The organism is Promicromonospora vindobonensis, assembly GCF_042685865.1.
Classification (GTDB): Bacteria; Actinomycetota; Actinomycetes; order Actinomycetales; family Cellulomonadaceae; genus Promicromonospora; species Promicromonospora vindobonensis.
On the sequence record NZ_JBHUOG010000001.1, the window covers coordinates 2,338,296 to 2,354,756 of the forward strand.

General features: G+C 71.0%; 14 protein-coding genes. 9 read left to right on the forward strand and 5 right to left on the reverse strand.

Translation table 11 applies throughout. From position 1 onward, the window contains the following. Window position 1: 1 nt before the first annotated feature. The 5 genes from ACFS27_RS10590 to ACFS27_RS10610 all read right to left on the reverse strand — a co-directional run bounded on the left by ACFS27_RS10590 (window position 2) and on the right by ACFS27_RS10610 (window position 5,489). Entirely contained in the window at window positions 2–880 is an 879-nt protein-coding gene (locus ACFS27_RS10590; RefSeq protein ID WP_377182678.1) for a type II secretion system F family protein, read from the reverse strand. Then, window positions 877–2,520, reverse strand: a complete 1,644-nt coding sequence (locus ACFS27_RS10595; protein WP_377182680.1) for a CpaF family protein — start codon at window positions 2,518–2,520, stop codon at window positions 877–879. Before ACFS27_RS10595 ends, ACFS27_RS10590 begins: the two co-directional genes overlap by 4 nt. Continuing rightward, window positions 2,517–3,416, reverse strand: a complete 900-nt coding sequence (locus tag ACFS27_RS10600; protein WP_377182682.1) for a hypothetical protein — start codon at window positions 3,414–3,416, stop codon at window positions 2,517–2,519. The genes ACFS27_RS10595 and ACFS27_RS10600 overlap by 4 nt, the downstream gene beginning before the upstream one ends. 5 nt (window positions 3,417–3,421) lie before the next feature. Next, window positions 3,422–4,123: an SAF domain-containing protein gene (locus ACFS27_RS10605; RefSeq protein WP_377182684.1), complete on the reverse strand. Its 702-nt coding sequence runs from the start codon at window positions 4,121–4,123 to the stop codon at window positions 3,422–3,424. 508 nt (window positions 4,124–4,631) lie between these two features. Further along, complete coding sequence (locus tag ACFS27_RS10610; protein WP_377182686.1) at window positions 4,632–5,489, reverse strand: hypothetical protein; 858 nt, start codon at window positions 5,487–5,489, stop codon at window positions 4,632–4,634. A 228-nt stretch (window positions 5,490–5,717) separates the two neighbouring features. On the opposite strand from ACFS27_RS10610, the gene ACFS27_RS10615 reads away from it, so the two are divergent. The 9 genes from ACFS27_RS10615 to ACFS27_RS10655 all read left to right on the forward strand — a co-directional run bounded on the left by ACFS27_RS10615 (window position 5,718) and on the right by ACFS27_RS10655 (window position 16,455). Beyond that, complete coding sequence (locus ACFS27_RS10615) at window positions 5,718–6,047, forward strand: hypothetical protein (RefSeq protein WP_377182688.1); 330 nt, start codon at window positions 5,718–5,720, stop codon at window positions 6,045–6,047. Next, entirely contained in the window at window positions 6,044–7,195 is a 1,152-nt protein-coding gene (locus ACFS27_RS10620) for a hypothetical protein (protein ID WP_377182690.1), read from the forward strand. The genes ACFS27_RS10615 and ACFS27_RS10620 overlap by 4 nt, the downstream gene beginning before the upstream one ends. Before the next feature lie 14 nt (window positions 7,196–7,209). Next, window positions 7,210–7,497, forward strand: coding sequence for a hypothetical protein (locus ACFS27_RS10625; protein WP_275005013.1), 288 nt, complete (start codon window positions 7,210–7,212; stop codon window positions 7,495–7,497). 111 nt (window positions 7,498–7,608) lie between these two features. Further along, window positions 7,609–8,346 carry a hypothetical protein gene (locus ACFS27_RS10630; RefSeq protein ID WP_377182692.1) on the forward strand — a complete coding sequence of 246 codons (738 nt, stop codon included), beginning with the start codon at window positions 7,609–7,611 and terminating at the stop codon, window positions 8,344–8,346. A 6-nt stretch (window positions 8,347–8,352) separates the two neighbouring features. Then, window positions 8,353–10,884 (forward strand): ATP-binding protein, encoded by a 2,532-nt coding sequence (locus ACFS27_RS10635; RefSeq protein ID WP_377182694.1) that lies wholly within the window; start codon window positions 8,353–8,355, stop codon window positions 10,882–10,884. Beyond that, window positions 10,881–12,869 (forward strand): hypothetical protein, encoded by a 1,989-nt coding sequence (locus ACFS27_RS10640; protein ID WP_377182696.1) that lies wholly within the window; start codon window positions 10,881–10,883, stop codon window positions 12,867–12,869. Before ACFS27_RS10635 ends, ACFS27_RS10640 begins: the two co-directional genes overlap by 4 nt. Further along, window positions 12,869–13,495: a hypothetical protein gene (locus tag ACFS27_RS10645; protein ID WP_377182698.1), complete on the forward strand. Its 627-nt coding sequence runs from the start codon at window positions 12,869–12,871 to the stop codon at window positions 13,493–13,495. The genes ACFS27_RS10640 and ACFS27_RS10645 overlap by 1 nt, the downstream gene beginning before the upstream one ends. Next, the gene (locus ACFS27_RS10650; RefSeq protein ID WP_377182700.1) at window positions 13,492–14,790 is read left to right on the forward strand and encodes a M23 family metallopeptidase; all 1,299 of its coding nucleotides are present in this window, start codon (window positions 13,492–13,494) and stop codon (window positions 14,788–14,790) included. Before ACFS27_RS10645 ends, ACFS27_RS10650 begins: the two co-directional genes overlap by 4 nt. A gap of 144 nt (window positions 14,791–14,934) precedes the next feature. Then, the gene (locus tag ACFS27_RS10655; RefSeq protein ID WP_377182702.1) at window positions 14,935–16,455 is read left to right on the forward strand and encodes an MDR family MFS transporter; all 1,521 of its coding nucleotides are present in this window, start codon (window positions 14,935–14,937) and stop codon (window positions 16,453–16,455) included. The last annotated feature ends 6 nt before the right edge of the window (window positions 16,456–16,461 follow it).

A 16,461-nucleotide genomic window follows, 5' to 3' on the forward strand; every position in this document is an offset into this window, starting at 1 on the left:
GTCAGGCCCTCCTCTCGTCGGGGAGGAACCGCGGGATCGGCTGCCCGAGGCTGATCTTGCGCATCCACAGCAGGCAGACGACGTACGCGCAGAACAGGACGACCGCCACCACCTGACCCAACGGCGAGTCGTACCCGCTGAGGTAGCCGGACATCGCCGTGGCAGCAAGCACCACGAGCGTCACGATCGTGACCCAGCGCACCGTGGCGCGGCCGGTCGAGCGCTCCGTCTCGATCTCCCGCCGCGCCTTGGCCTGCGCAGACAGGGACTCTGCGAGCTGGCGAAGCGCAGGCGCCACGGCTCCCGTGCGGTTGTCCGACTCGAGGATCATCGCCGAGGCGATCATGTCGGCCGAGTAGTCGTCCATCTCGTCCGCCCACCGGTAGAGCGCCGGCTTGATGGGCTGGCGCGCCTCCAGCCGCGCGACGAGCCGCGCGAGCGAGGGCCGCACGGACGGTGCCGCGCTGTGCAGCGTGGCCGCGATGGCCTGCTCCAGCCCGACGGCGCCCCCGGACAGCACACCGATCAGCGACCGCACCCAAGCGGTCAGGTCGGTCAGCTTCTCGACCTCGTTGGACTGCGTGGTCGTGCGGAACAGCGACGGCAGACCGACGATCAGCACAGGCACGATCAGCACGAGCGACCACCAGCCGGTCACGATGCCGGCCACGAGGCCGGCGGCCGCGCCGATACCCACCACCTTCCGCTGCGGGTAGAGCGGGCCGCCCTTGGTCAGGCCGAGCAGCCGGAGCAGCCCGTGGAAGGGCGGAGTGGTCCGGACGGGCTTCGGCGTCGGCTCGTGCTTCTGCGCACCGACGACCACGAACCACAGACCGAGGCCCAGGCCGAGCCCCGTCAGCACGGCGATCAGCGTGGTCATGGGGTCTCCATCCCCCAGAGCCCGTCACGGTAGTTCAAGAGGCTCGCGTCGAAGCCGACGGCCTCCAGGTCGGCGAGGAACGACGGGGTCGTCTTCGGCACCGCACGGCCGTTCGGCCCGGGCTCGAAGACGTCGGTGATCGCCACCGGGTTACCGGCCTCGCCGCGCGTCACCTCGATCACCTCGGAGACGTAGCGGTGCCGGCGACCGTCGCCCGCCGAGTCGACCCGGAGAAAGACGATGAGGTCGACCGACTGCGCCACCTGCCGGTACGCGTAGGTCTCCGACAGCGTGGAGTCCTGCACCGCCATGCCGACCAGCCGCTCGACGACGTCGCGCGCACCGTCCGCGTGCACCGTCGACAGCGAACCGTTGCCCATCTGCATCGCCTGGAACATGGACACGATCTCAGGGCCACGCACCTCACCGACGATCACGCGGGAGATGTTGTGCCGCAGCGACTCGTACACGTTGACGTTCGTGTTGATCTCGCCCACACGGCGCCCCGTCGCGTTCATCTCGCCGGAGCCCTCACGGGTGCGCAGGGCCACCACGCGCTTGTGCTTCTCCGGCTCGAGGTGCAGGTAGAGCTCGTAGTCGGTCTCGATGGTTGCGATCGACTCCCACGAATCCAGGCCGGCGCACAGAGCGCGCAGAAGGGTCGTCTTGCCGCTGCCCTGCCCCTGTCCGGAAACCACTATCGACTTGCGGGCGCGAACTGCCGCCGTGAGGAATTCGACCAGCACCGTGTCGATCGTGTTGTTCCGGCGCAGCAGCTCCAGATCCACCGACTGCAGGCGCTGCAGTCGGATCGTCACACGCGGCCACGGCACCACCCAGCCGACGGCGGCCAGCCGCACGCGACCCGGCAGGTCCAGGTTGAGGAAGGGGTTGGCGCGCGTGAACGACCGCTCGTTCGCGGGGTCGCGCGCCGCGAGGAACTGGAGGAAGTCGATGAGCTCGGCGTCGGAGTCGGCGATCGGCTCCGCGTACGTGCGGCGCCCGTCGCCCATCAGCAGGAGCACCGGCGCGGTACCCGTGATCTCGATGTTCTCGACGTCGGGGGTGTCGATGAGCGGCTGCAGCCGGCCGAGCCGGAAGAGCGCGTCGAACAGCGCGCGCGTGACCTCGACCTGGTACTCGGGGGTCCAGTTCCGCTGGCCGCCGGAGAGCAGGGCGTCGTTGTGGTCGCGCACCACCTGCTGGATCAGCTCCTGGCCCAGCGCCTCGCGCTGCTCCTCGTCCAGCTCGCGGGTCGCCAGCGCCGTCGTCAGGCGCGAGGACACCTCGCCGCGCAGGCTGTTGACCTGACGCCAGAACTCGGAGTCGCGCAGCCGCGGGTTGCCGGGCTGGCCGTGGTACTCCCGGCCGGCGCGGGCGACTGCCCCCACCCAGGGTGAGGTGCCGTTGCCGGAGGAGGACGCGCCGCCGCCGTTCACCGGCGCGCGGGAGCCGGTGGCCCGCGCCGTGCCGTTGGCCTGCTCCACCGGGACGGCTCGGTTCTGCACCGCGGCGGCGGGCCCGTCGGGCCCCGGACCGCCGTCGGCAGCGCGCGCGCGGCGCGGCAGCGCGCGCGGCTCGTCGTCAGCGGAGTGGAAGATCGGCAGCGACGAGAGGTCGGGGAACTCGGGCGTACTCATGCGTTCCCCCTGCCGTCGCGCCACGGCGCGCCGCCCTGCACGGACCGCGAGAGGCCGTCCGCGTACTCGGGCGGGCGCCGCGGGCCTGAGCCGCCACCGTCGCGGGGACCGGTGGAGAACCGGGCCCGGCGCTTCTCGGTGCGGTCCTGGAGGCGCGAGATCACCGGACCGGCCGACCGCACGAGCGGCGACGACGGGTACCGGCGGCCCGCCGGCGAGCCGACGGACAGCACCTCGGCGTTCACCGGGTCCCAGGCCAGGGAGCCAACGGTCCCGAGGCCGAGGGTCCGCGCGATCTCGTTCGCGTCGTACGGCCGGCCGGGGCCGACCGTCAGGGCGGTGAGGTTGGTGAGCTCGCGCGCTGCGGCGTCGACCACGGAGGTGCGGGACTTGACGAGCTCCCGCGTCACCGCGATGTCGGGCAGGCGCGAGCCGGTGGTGATCAGCACCTGGTCCGCGAGCCGGACGATCGGCTCCCGGTCCTCGCGCACGACGCCGCCGGTGCCGAGCCGTCCGAGGTCGACCAGGACGTCGATGCCACCGCGCTCCAGCGCGACCAGCTGGTTGGCCAACGGCCCCCAGAGGTTCGCGACGGCGGGCGCGGTGTGCGGGCTGACTATGCCCGGCAACAGCTTCTTGTCCGGATCGTTTCGCACGAGCGGGATGGTCTGCTCCCAGAAGGAGGCTTCGAGGTCCCCGTGGGAGTGCGCGATCGCCAGCGGCTGGAGACCGCGGTCGTGCGGCAGCTGTCCACGGAAGTAGCCGGCCAGGATGGACGACCCGGCGAGGTCGGCCTCCACGAGGAGCACAGGACGGGGCCACTGGAGCGCCAGCACGAGGGCCGCCGTCGTGGTTCCCGGGGAGCCCTTCGCATTGGCGAGGGCGACGAGAGCCACCCAGATCACCCGGCCCCGACGGCGTCGATCACGATGGCGACGCGGCCGGTCGCTGCCCGGGCGGCAAGCCCTGCCGCACTGTCCGAGGTGACCTCCACGTCCACGACCGTCTGGTCGCCGATCGGCGACAGCTTGGTGCCGACCACGGTGGCGGGGATGGCGAACGGTGCCGAGGCCGGCGGTTCCCCACCGGACGCGGGTGTCTCGACCACCCGCACGGTGTCGCCGGCCCTCAGCTCCTTCGTCGGCATCTGGTTGGGCGCGAGCGCGACGCCGACGATCGACCGTCCGGCGGCGGGCTGCAGCTCGTCCGCGAAGCTGTCGGACGTCAGGAGCTGACCCTTCTTCAGGTCGGCTGTGGCGACCTTGCCCTGACCGACCACCTGGTCGAACTGCTCGGCACGGATCGGCTCGAGCAGGGTCGGCCCGGTGGGCAGGTCGACGGTCGCGACATGGGCTGCGGTGATCTCGGTGCCGCGCGGGATCTCGTCCTTGATCGCGAGCACCTGGTACGTCTGGCCGAACATGCTGGCCAGGTATACGGACGCGAGCACGCTCAGGGCCACGAGCGCGAGGCCGAGGGCGATGAGCGCCGGCCGACGTCGGGCGCGCGTAGGTTTGAGCGGCCCGGGGGGTGCGGGTCGCTGGGGTTGCGCCGCGGACCGGGCGTGCTTCTCCTGGTTCGCGACCTTTGTGCTACTGCTCACCGTGCCGTCTCCTCCGAGCCCGTCGGCGGAGTCCGCCTCGGGTTCCCCCGGTGCGGGACCCATCGAGGTTCCCATCCGTGCGCCTGTCTCCACCGTGCTCCTACCCGTGCTGATCGGAGGCTTCTCTGCGGTGGCACACGCGTGTCACCGCAGGCAATCCTCATCCACACGGGCGAACCCGGCAGGTTGAACGCTAATCAGGGTTCCGGGTGCCCGCTAGGTCAAGCGGACTTCAAAGTTGTGGAGATGACTTGAATATTGAGTGACCTTGAAACGATCTTCCGCTGGCACGCCAGAACCACAACCGTGGTGTTGACTCCGCAGGTCAGGCCGTGAGAATAGCCTCCCGCGCCGCCCCCTCCGTGCAAAGTTCACCCTGGCGCAATCTTTACATTTGGGGCAGGACTGGAGGTATGGGGACAGAACGAGAGGGCCCCGCTGGCGGTGGGGCCCTCTCGCGATGAGGTGGACTTCGGACGGCTTCAGGGCTTCACGCACCCCCCAGTGCTCAGCCCGTCGGTCGTCGTCGCCCCTCACCGTCCCGTTCGCCCGGCTGTCCCCCAGACAGACCACCGGACTGAACGGCTTCCGCCAGCCGTCGCACTGCGCGACTCGCCCGCTGGCGCAAGGCTGCGTGCGAGATGCCCAGCTCGTGGGCAACCCGCCGCTGATAGTTCCCGCGACCCGAGCCGAGCTCGGCGTACTCCGGGAGATCGGGGTCCGGCGCGTACAACCGCGCCAGAAGTGCTGACTCGTCGGGTGTCAGCGCGCACTTGTCGAGGCCCCACGCGATGACGTCGAGCACCTCGCCCGTCGTGCCGAGCGACATGCTCGCGAGCGAGTAGACCGCGTCCGGCCCTGGCTCGGGTGTCATCGGCCGCTCGAGGGCGGTCAGCGTGGACACGTCGGTGGGGATCTCCGCGACCCGCGGACCACGGCTCACCCGGCCACCCTGCGCGTGCGGGGCCCGGTCACCGACGACGCGCGTCAGGGTGTGCCCCTGCAACCGCATCGCCACCCGGCTGCTGCGGTCGAGGTCGTAGTGGGTGATCGCGTCCCACATCGCGGCGGCGGCCTCCTGCTCGAGGTCCTGCACGTCCGGGTAGTGGCGGCGTGATCGGCGCACGATCGTGCGCACCGCGGGAAGCATGCACTGCAGTACCGCGCGCCCGGCGGCGAAGCTGCCCCCTGCGTGCTCGACGATGAGCGCGTACAGCACCTCGTCCGCCTCGTCGGAGGCGAGCTGTACCGCCTCCCCCGTGCGCAGCCCCGCGATCTGCGGGAACCGTGTGGCGAGGCGCTCGATCTCGGTAGCGAACGATCGGGTGCGGACCAGGTCGGCCCAGTCGTGGTCGAGCTCGCGCATCAGCGTTCCTGCTGGTGCAGGCGTCCGTGCAGGCATGGCGGTTCCCCCCTCCGGTCTGCACCGAGTCCACCGGGAGGGTGTTGCCCGCCACTGTTGCCCGCTCCCTGCGGGCAGTTGTGACCTGCGTCACAGTCGGCCAAAACCCGGGGACTACCGATGTCACACGAACTCCTCACCTGCCATTTGTGCTCAGCAGACGCAAGAGACGGAGAAAACGGGAGAGGCGAGATGAGCAAGGACGAGCTCGACCAGGCGCCCGGCGCCGGACTCGGCAGCACCGACCTCGGCAGTGCGGGCGTCCGCAGTGCGGAACCCGATGCGCCGGACTTCGACCGCACGTGGTCCCTGCTCCGCGATACCGCCGAGGTGCACGCGGCCCGCGGTGAGGTTGCGCCCCTCGTGCGCGACCTCATCGCCTCCCTCACCGAGGATCCCCTCGGCGAGGAGGACACGACGGTCCGCCTGACCGAGGCGCTCGACAGTCCTCGCGCGCGCAGTGCCCGTGAGGCCCGTGCACGCATCCGGGCGGACCTGCAGAACGAGGTGCGGACCCGATGAGCTCGCTCCTCGTACGTCGGCGTGGCAAGAAGGCCGCCAAGCCGGCCGAGCTGCCCGCCCCGGCCGACGGTGCCTCCAGTACCGGCTCGCCGTGGGCGGGCGGACCCGACCAGCCCGCGACGCCCCCGTCGTCGTCGGGCGGCGGGGGCGACGGCGAGAACCCGCCCCCGCAGGTCGTGGAGTGGTCCAACGGACCTGCGCTGGCGACCAAGGCCTGGGGTGCCGCGCTCGCGCTGGCACTGCTGGCCGGGCCCGCCGCCCTGGTGTGGACAGCGCTGCGGCCCGCACCTGCCCCCGTCTCCGCGGCAGCCGGTGCGGCGAGCACGGCGGAGACCGCAGCGGCGAACGAGCGAGCGGTCGAGCTCGTGGAGACCTGGCTGCGCGCGGACAGCGACGACCAGCAGCTCATCGCCTCCCTGACGAACGCCCCGGTCGGCTCGCTCCCCCAGGAGGGTCTGACCATCCGTGACTCGTCGGTGGCCCAGGTCGAGCAGGCAGACGACGGCGTGTGGTCGGTGACCGTGGGCGTGGACGTCGCCGAGCCCGCACCCGGCTCCACCCCTCCAGCGGGCGGCGGTGCCAAGGCCGACAAGGAAGAGGCAGAGGTGGCGCTCGTGTGGGTGCGGCGCTACTTCCAGGTGCCGGTCCTCGTCGACCGCACGGACACCGAGTACTCCGGGCCGGACCTGGCCGTGACCGCCCTTGCGCTGCCCTCCCCCGTACCGGGCCCCGCTGCCGCGGCCGAGCCGCCGAGCCTCGACTACCCCGAGACCATCTCGCCGACGTCGGCCGCCGGCCAGTCCGCCGCCGGGTTCCTCGCGGCCCTGGTCGCTGGCGACGGCGAGATCACGCGCTACCTGCGCCCCGGTACGTCCATCCCGGCCGTGACCCCCGCCCCGTACTCGGCCGTGGCCGTGAAGGGCATCAAGGGTTCGCACGAGGTCACGGAGGACCCGACCGACGGCGACGGCACGCACGCCCTGACCACCGTCGAGCTCACGCGGCTCGACGGAGAGAAGACCACCGCCCAGTACGTCCTCACGCTTGTTGCGCGTGATGGCCGCTGGGAGGTTGCCGGCCTCGAGCCGGCCGTCCGTATCGACACAACGCCATCCGGCACGATCGACCCCGGCACCGCCGGGGAGTAACGAAGGAGAGAACCATGATCAACGAGATCGTTATGGCCAGCGGTGGCTTCCTCGACCTCATCACCGTCAAGTCCGAGGAGGTCAAGAGTGCCATCGAGTCGGTGACCTTCGTGGTCGTCATCCTCATGGTCGTCATCACTGCCGTGAAGACGAAGATGTCGATCGCCGCGATCCTGATGTCGGCGATCGTCGGCGGCATCGTCCTGTGGCTCGTGAACGGCGGCATCAACGTCACCTCCGACCTCGCGAGGGACGAGTTCGACTCCGCCCCGGCCATCGTGAACACGCAGACAGTTCTCTGACTGCAGCTGGGGCCGACAGGGCCGGGACATGGGCACGACGCCGAGGGCACGACACAGGGCTGGTCAGGCGGGCGCGTTCGCGCGCCCGGCATGTGGTGAGGAGGGTGTCCGGTGACCGAGACCGCGAAGTTCTACACGAAGGCCCGACGCATCCCCATGCTGGTGGGGAAGCTACCCAGCGGCGGGCGCATCTGGGGCGGCCCGTACACGATCACTCAGGTGGGAGCGGGCGCCCTGGTGGCGTTCGCGCTGTGGAAGACCGCTCCGCTGTGGGCACAGCTGGGCGGGTTCATGAACATCGTCGTCGCCGTGGGCGTCGTCGTCGGCGTGGTCTGGGCCACCGGCAAGCTCCCGAGCAGCGGCCGTAATCCCATCGCGTTCGTCATGGACGCGATGAACCTGACCTCCAGCCCGGGCCGGCTGGTCGGAGGACAGGTGGCGTTGCCGAAGCCGCGGCTGATGACCCACCGGGTCATGGTGGTGCTGCCTCGGCCGGCCACCGTCGCCGCACCGCGTGCCGAGGCACCCGCAGGGCGGGTCCGGCCGACGGCCGAACCGCAGCGCCCAGCAGCGGTCCAGCCGATCCCGACCGAGCTCCTGCCGGAGCTGACCAGCCGGGGCCCGGCGGACGCGACCTTCGAGGGCAGGCGCCTCCAGCCCACACCCGCACAAGAGCCCAAGCCCCTCCCGGACAAACGCTCGCCGGCGGACTGGGCAGCGGCCGCTGCCACCGCGGCGGCGACAGCCCCTGACCGCAAGACCGCCGACCTCACCGGCGTCGGACAGCTGCTCGCCGGGAAGACGAAACAGACCGGCCGAACGGCCCCCACCACCCCGCGAGAGGACTGAGCCCCCATGCTGAGCCACATCTCGGCCCTGACCGACGGCCTCATGTGGACCCGCACCGGGACCGTCTGGGCGGTCTGGCGCGTGTCCCCTGTGCCCTACGCATTCCAGCCCGACGACAAGAAGCACGCGGCACGGCGGCACCACACGGCGCTCTACCGCGCCCTGCGCGGCGAGTCCCTGCACCTCGGCCTGACGGCCGCGACCGACCCGGCGTCGGTGGTGCTCTCGATGATCGAGGGCGTCGATCTGACCGAGCGCGAGGCGTGGGCCGCCGAGTGCGAGGCGACCCTCGACTTCCTGGAGCAGATCCCGATCGGGCGGCGTGTCCACTGGATCGCCGCTCCCCTGGCCAACCCGGGCGCGAAGGCGTTCATGGAGCCGCTGCACGCGAGCTGGACCACGCTCCAGGACACGCTGATGATGCCGCGCTCCGTCCCGGGCAGGCACGCGATCGGCGAGCGGGCGGCGCAGGCGGAGGCGCTGCGCAAGGAGATGCCCTCCGCGTTCGACCCGCGGCCGGCGACCGTGGCAGAGATGGCGTGGATGTTCGGGCACGCGATGCAGCGCGGCCTCGGCCTGGACACCGCGGTGCCCGTCGACGGGTCGCTGGACGCCGAGATGCACCTGTCCGGGCCGTCGGTGCTGCCGTCCGCCCTGGTGGACCCCGCCGGGCAGACGGACTCCGAGAAGAAGCTCGGCCCCCTGCAGATCCTCAAGCGGCCGTACGTGAAGGTTCTCGACCCCGCCAACCCTGACCTCGCCTCGTACCAGACGACGCTCGTGGTGAGCGACACCCCGTCGGGCGGGATCATCTACCCCGGGTGCGAGTGGATCGGACGGGTCGACGAGTCCGGTGTGCCGTGCGACTGGGCGATCCGCATGACCGTGCGCTCGCGCGACGAGGTGACCAATCGCAACCGGCGCGCGGTCCGCACGCTGAACGACCAGTTCGACCAGCGCTCCGAGGAGGAGCGCGCCGGGTCCTCCCTCGACACGACGGCGCGCGCCCTCGGCGAGTACCAGGCGGTGATGGACGCGGACGAGCTCGAGGTGGAGGTCGACGCCACCACGATGTTCACCGTCTCCGGCCACACCCCCGAGCAGGCGCTCGACGACGCCCGCGACCTCACCAAGTACTTCGCCGCCATGCAGTTCTCGCTGCGCACCGACCCCACCATCCAGCCAACGCTCTTCGAGGCCACGCTCCCCGGCATGCCGACGCCGCGCGCGGTGCGGGAGTACTCGCAGATCACGACGGCGCGGGCGTTCTCGGCCGCCGTGCCGTTCGCGACCACCGAGCTCGGCGACACCTCCGGTGCGCTGTTCGCCCTGGAGATCTCCAACGGGGCCGCCCGGCCGAACCCGGTGTTCGTGAACCTGGCCGGGGCTACGGACAAGCTCGACGTCGCGCTCGCCATGGGCTTCGTCGGCGAGCTCGGATCGGGCAAGTCGGTCAGCATGAAGACCGTGGCCATGGACAACGTGGACATGGGTGCCACGCTCATGGCGGTGGACCACACCGAGATGGGCGAGTGGGGCGTGGCCGTCTCGGAGATTCCCGACTCGCAGGTGGTCGAGATCTCCGAGGACGCGACGGTGTCGATGGACCCGCTGCGGATCCTGCCGCCTGCGCAGGCACCACGGGTGGCGCGCGCCTTCATCACCGTGCTGCTCTCGGTGCAGACCAAGTCGGAGCAGAACGTGCTGCTGTCCAAGGTGCTGCAGACCGAGTACATGTGGCGCCACAAGATCACCTCGCTCGGCTCGCTCGCCCGGCACCTCGAGGTGGACTGCGAGTATCCGGGCGCCCGGATGCTCGCCGACGAGATGCGGATCTTCTCCGAGCTCGACTTCGGGCGCGCCCTCTTCGACGACTCGCTGCCGCCGCTCGACCTGAGCTCGCCGGCGATCGTGCTGCACACCCACAAGATGCAGCTGCCGTCGAAGGCCGACATGGAGCACGGGCACCTGTTCGCAGAGCTCAAGGCCGAGAAGGTGTTCGGCCGCGCCACGTTCGCGCTGATCGCGGCCCTCGCCAGGTACCGCTGCTTCGCGGACCGGTCACGGCTCGACATCTTCGCCGCCGACGAGGCGTCCAAGACCATGTCCTCGCCGGAGGCCGCCGAGGAGATCGGCATGTTCATCCGCGACGGCCGTAAGCACAAGGCGGCGCTCCTGCTCGGCAGCCACGACGCGGAGGAAGACTTCGGCAACGAGGTGGTCCGCGGGCTGATCCCGTTCCGCGTGCTGCTGCGCCACCGCGACGCCAACCTCGCCCGCCGTGGACTGCGCTGGCTGCACGGCCTGCCGGTGGGTGCGCCGGTGGACGAGGGCCTGGTCAAGCTCGTCACCGAGGGCACTGCCCCGGTGACCGACGCCGCCGTCGGCGTGACGGAGGAGCGGCGGGGCGAGTGCCTCATCCGTGACTTCCAGGCTCGCTACGGCCGCGCGAAGGTCATGGCTCCGCTGGTGGAGACCCGCGCGCAGACCGTGAAGACCACGCCGACCAGCTCCACCGGCGCGGTGATCGGGTCATGAACCGGCTGGCGCCGCTTCCCTCTGCCGATCCGGGGGGAGGGCTGAACCTCGAGGACACCCAGGGCGTGGCCGTCGACCGGTTCACGCTCCAGTGGGACACGGGCTCCCCGTGGAACCCGCTGAACGTCGACTCCGAGATCTTCTCGACCCTCGCCGGCATGTTCTGGGTCTGGTACCGGGACATGGTCGCCGTTCAGATCTGGGTGCTCGACTGGGTGCTCGGCATGGACTGGCTCGGCTACATCCTGGCGCCGCTGGCCGGGCTGAGCATCATCGTGCAGGGCATGATCGCGCAGATCGGCCTGCTCAACGTCATGCTCATCATCCTGGCGTTCGTGGTGGGCTTCTGGCTGCTCAAGGGCCGGTACGCCGGCGGGTTCATGGAGCTGCTGATCGGTTGTCTCATCGCCGCACTGGCGACGGGCTTCCTCGCGAACCCGATGGCGACCATCGGCGGGGAGCAGGGCGTCATCATGCAGTCGCGGAACGCCGGCATGGACATCGCCACCGGCTTCGCGACCGAGGGCGCGTCGTTCCAGCGGGACTCCACGGTGATCCGCGACGGCCTCAAGGGGCAGCTCGTGGACACCCTGCTCCGCGCGCCGCACCAGATCATCAACTACGGCACGGTCATCGACGGCTCCGGCTGCGAGGACACCTACACCGAGAACGTCGGCCGGGACAACGCCGTCGACGCGATCGGGTCGTGCGACGAGGCGTACCAGGAGGCGGCGTCCACCGTCGACGCCGGCACCGTCGTCTCGACGCTCAGCCTGCTCACCACCGGGTTCGTGTTCCTTCTGCTGTCCGTGGTGATCGTCGGCGGCACCATCTTCGCGGTGCTGCTGCTGGGCTGGTCGGCCATCAAGCTGCTGTGGCAGCTCCCGGTCGGTGTCGTCTCGAGCGGCACGCGTGCCCAGCTGTTCCGCACGTTCGCGAGCGTGGGCTTCGGGTGCATCCTCGTCGCGATGGCCACCATGTTCCTGGTGGCCTGGATGAAGATGCTGCTCGGTTTCTACGACGCCACGAGCGGCCTGCCGTTCCTCGTGCGGCTCTACCTGTTCAACACGCTCGTGATCGCAGGCGCGGTGTTCTACGTGCTGATGGGCGCGAGCGTGCGGCAGGGTCTGCGCGCGCTGGCCGACAAGCTCGCGGCGGCCGGCGTCCCCTCCCAGGTGGGCGAGCCCGCCGCGATGCCGTGGGACGGCACCGCGAAGTGGCGCGGCCGCTACAACAAGGCCAAGGAGTGGGCGGGTGTCGGCCTTGGCCCCGCTCCCGTGAAGCCGAACGGCCAGGCGGTCGACGTCGACGCCGACGACGTCCCCGCAGCGGGCCCGTCCGCGATGGACGGCAACCCTGGTGGTGGCTCGGTCGGCAGCACCACGGGCGGCGTCTCGGGTGGCGGCTCCGGTAGCGCAGGCGACGAGAACCGCACCATGCCCATCCCGGTCGACGGTTCCGGCCCCCCGGCCGGGCCCGACGGCGCGGGCGGGACCGACGGCCGCGGCAACGCCTGGACGACTGCCGCACGCACCGTCCAGGACGGGTCGCCCGACGGCGGACGTACCGGCACCGAGCCCCTGCAGGACGGTTCGAACGCCGGTGAGAAGCCGTCGAACGAGCCCAGCCCGCACCTGCCGCCGACGGCCGGCGAGCGCCTCAGCGACCGGCTGGGCAGCGCCCGTCGTACGGGAACGTCGGTAGCCCTGCAGGCCGGGTCCATGGTCGCGAGCGGTGGCACGTCCAGCGCAGCGGTCGGTGCCTCCAAGGCGCTCAGCGTGGTGCGCAAGGCCAGGCAGGCCAAGCAGGCGGTCGGGGCAGCCCGCGGCCTGGGCCGCCAGGGTGAGCGGTCGCAGAGTGCCGCCCGCCTGGCTCAGTCGCTCAACGCGGCGCGACAGGGTGGGGCGCCGCAGGCCGGCGGGCCGCAGCCGTCGGCGATCGTGCACAATCCCGGCCGCCGTCAGATGCGAGGGCTGGGCCGCTGATGAAACGTGTAGTCATCGTGGTGATCACGGTGGTCGTCCTCGCGATCGGTACCTGGATCGGCTGGCCGCGCGAGGGCGGCCCCGTGGACCCCACCGCGCCGGAGAGCACCGGCGCGTTCGCTCCCGGGTCCCCGGACGACTTCGGCAGTCCCGCGAGCTCCACCGAGAACGACACGGGTGCGCCGCCCGCCACCGAGGAGGTCGAGGGACAGCCGGGTGCCGGCGAGCCGGCGATCGAGGTGTCGGCCGAGCCCGAGTTCGACGAGACGGCGCCCAGCGAACCCGTCGAGGCGGCCTGGGACGAGACCGTCCGCTCGGCGGCGCGCGATGCCGCCCGCGCCACCATCGCGGCGTTCGCGGCGACCGACAAGACCGCGGACGACTGGTGGTCCGGCCTGAAGCCGCTGCTCACGCCGCAGGCGCAGCCGGTATACCAGGACGTCGACCCGCGCCTCGTGCCGGTCACGGAGGTGACCGGCGAACCAGAGGTCACCGACGAGACGTCAACCCTGCTCGCCGAGGTGGCGGTGCCGACCGACATCGGCAGCTACACGGTGCTGCTGACCCGGGCCGACGGCGCGGCCCCCTGGCTCGCCGAGCAGATCAGGCCCCCGGAGGGGTCGTGAGCGGGCGAGGTACCGCCGAGCTCGCGACACGGGTGGCCGCGCAGGCGGTCCGCTCCGGAGGGCGGCGGCCGGGCAGAGGTGGGAGACGGGACGACCCGACCCGGCGCGCGGTCCTGGTGCTGGGCGTGCTGGTGGCCGCTGTCATGGCGGTGCCTGCCGCAGTCATCGCGATGGTCGTGCTGGTGGGTGGTGCGGTCAGCGAGAACCAGTCGCAGAACGGCTGCAGCCTCTCGGCGTCGGTGGTGCCGGCCGGCGGCCAGGCCGCTGCGGCAGGTGGTTTCACGGGCGAGCAGCTGCAGAACGCGTCGGTGATCCTGCAGGTGGGTCAGGAACGCGGCGTGCCGGGCCGGGCCCAGGCCATCGCTGTGATGACGGCCCTCGGTGAGTCCGGCATGCGCAACCTCGACTACGGCGACGACCGGTTCGGGGTGCGCAACCCCGACGGGACACTGACCTCCTCGATCGGCATGTTCCAGGAGCAGAAGTGGTACGGGACGGTCGAGGAACGCCTCGACCCCGTGCAGTCGTCGGGCCGGTTCTACGACCGGCTGCTGGCGGTCACCGGCTGGGAGACTCTCGAGCCGACCATCGCAGCGCACAAGGCGCAGCGGAACGCCGACCCGTACCACTACCAGCAGTACTGGGACCAGTCGCTGGAAGTGATGCAGCTCGTCAGCGGGGCGGACGAGCAGGACCTGTCCGCGCTGTCCCAGTCCATCCAGGGCGCCGCGGCAGGCGCACCCTGCATGACCGGATCCGTCGGGAACGCAGCGGTCGGTACGGGCGGGTGGGCCAACCCGGCGGTCGGGTCCAAGGCGTCCGGGTTCGGGCCGCGCAGCACAGGCATCGCGGGGGCGTCGACCTACCACCTGGGCCAGGACATCGCGGCGTCGTGCGGAACCCAGGTGTTCGCGGCCGCGGCGGGCCGCGTGGTGATCTCCGGAGCAACCGGCTGGGGCACCGGCAACACGATCCGCATCGAGCACGGCATGGGCGTCGACTCGACGTACGGTCACCTGCTCACCGGCACCAACCTGGTGCGGGTCGGCGACACGGTGCAGGCAGGACAGCAGATCGCGGGCATGGGCGGTGACTCGCGCATCGACCCGGCGGGCGCGGGCACGTCGTCGGGCTGCCACCTGCACTACGAGGTGCGGGTGAGCGGGCAGGCCGTTGACCCGGAGCCCTTCATGGCCCAGCAGGGCGTGACGCTCGGGGTCGCGGCGCCGGTGACGGAGTCGGTAGCGCCGGGGGACGCGCCGGACGGCGTGGAGCCCGCGGACGTGGACCGATGACTTCTGCTCACCGCAGACGTCGGTAAAAGAGGTCGCGATCATCGGTGGGAATACCTGACGATGATCCGGCGTCGTTAGACGTAGGTCGTGTGCAGTGTCGCTCCCGATCTCGGCCCGCGCGCACCGAGTACCGAGAGGGAACGCATGAGTACCGACACCATTGGCACGCCCGACCAGCTGAGCGATCCACCCACCAACGTGCCTTCGTCGACCGACGCACCCGTCCTGTCGCGCACCGACAAGCTTGCTCCCGGCCACTTCCGTGCGATCGCGCTGCTCATGGCCAGTGCGTTCACGGTGATCCTGAACGAGACCACCATGTCGGTGGCGCTCCCGCCGATCATGGACGAGCTGGGTGTCACCGCGACCACCGGCCAGTGGCTCACCACGGCGTTCCTGCTGACCATGGCCGTCGTCATCCCGGCAACGGGCTTCCTCATCAACCGGCTCGGCACGCGCGGCGCCTACCTGCTGGCGATGTCGCTGTTCACCGTCGGCACCGCCCTTGCGATGATCGCGCCCGGCTTTGCGATCCTCGTGACCGGTCGTGTGGTGCAGGCGACCGGCACGGCGATCATGATGCCGCTGCTCATGACGACCATCATGACGATCGTCCCTGCGCACATGCGCGGCCGGGTCATGGGCAACGTCGGCCTGGTCATCGCGGCGGCTCCTGCTCTCGGCCCGACGCTGTCGGGCGTGATTCTCGAGCCGCTGGGCTGGCGTGGCGTGTTCGGCGTGGTGCTCCCGGTCTCGGTGCTCGCACTGGTCGCCGGCCTGCTCTGGATCCGCGACGTGTCCGAGAAGGACAAGCACCACCTCGACCCGCTGTCGCTCCTGCTCGCCCTTGTCGCGTTCGGCGGGCTCGTATGGGGACTGTCCGGCCTGGGCGAGGGCGCGCACGCGGCCGCCGGAACGCTGAACCCGTGGATTCCGCTGAGCACGGGTCTGGTTTTCCTCGGCCTGTTCATCTGGCGGCAGATCGTGCGGCAGCGCACCAATTCCGCACTGCTCGACCTGCGCACCTTCCTCCACAGCAACTTCCGGGTAGCGATCGGCATCATGTCGGTCTCGATGCTGGCGATGCTCGGGACCCTGATCGTGCTGCCCCTCGTGCTCCAGGAGGCGATGGGCATGACACCGCTCCAGTCCGGTCTGATCGTGCTGCCGGGTGGCCTCGCGATGGGCCTGCTGGGCCCGGTCGTCGGCCGCTGGTACGACAAGATCGGGCCGCGCCCGATTCTCGTGCCGGGCACCGTGCTCGTCACCCTCGGCATCGGCATGCTCGCGTTCCTGCACCCCGGCACCTCGCCGTTCTACGTGCTCGGCGCGCACATCCTGCTCAGCCTTGGCCTGTCCGCGGTCTTCACGCCGCTGTTCAGCTCCGCGCTCGGGGTGCTCCAGCCGCACCAGTACTCGCACGGTTCGGCCACGATCAACACGGTGCAGCAGGTCGCCGGTGCGGCAGGTATCGCCCTGTTCATCGCGATCATGACGCTCCGGTCGGAGACCCTGACCGACTCTGGCGTCTCCGCCGCTGACGCCATGACCAGTGGCGCCGGCCTGGCCTTCGGAATCGGCGCCGGTGTGATGGCGCTGACCATCGGGCTGGCGACGCTGATCAGGCGTCCCGAGACCGACGGGGAGTTCCACGGCGGTCACTGACCGCTG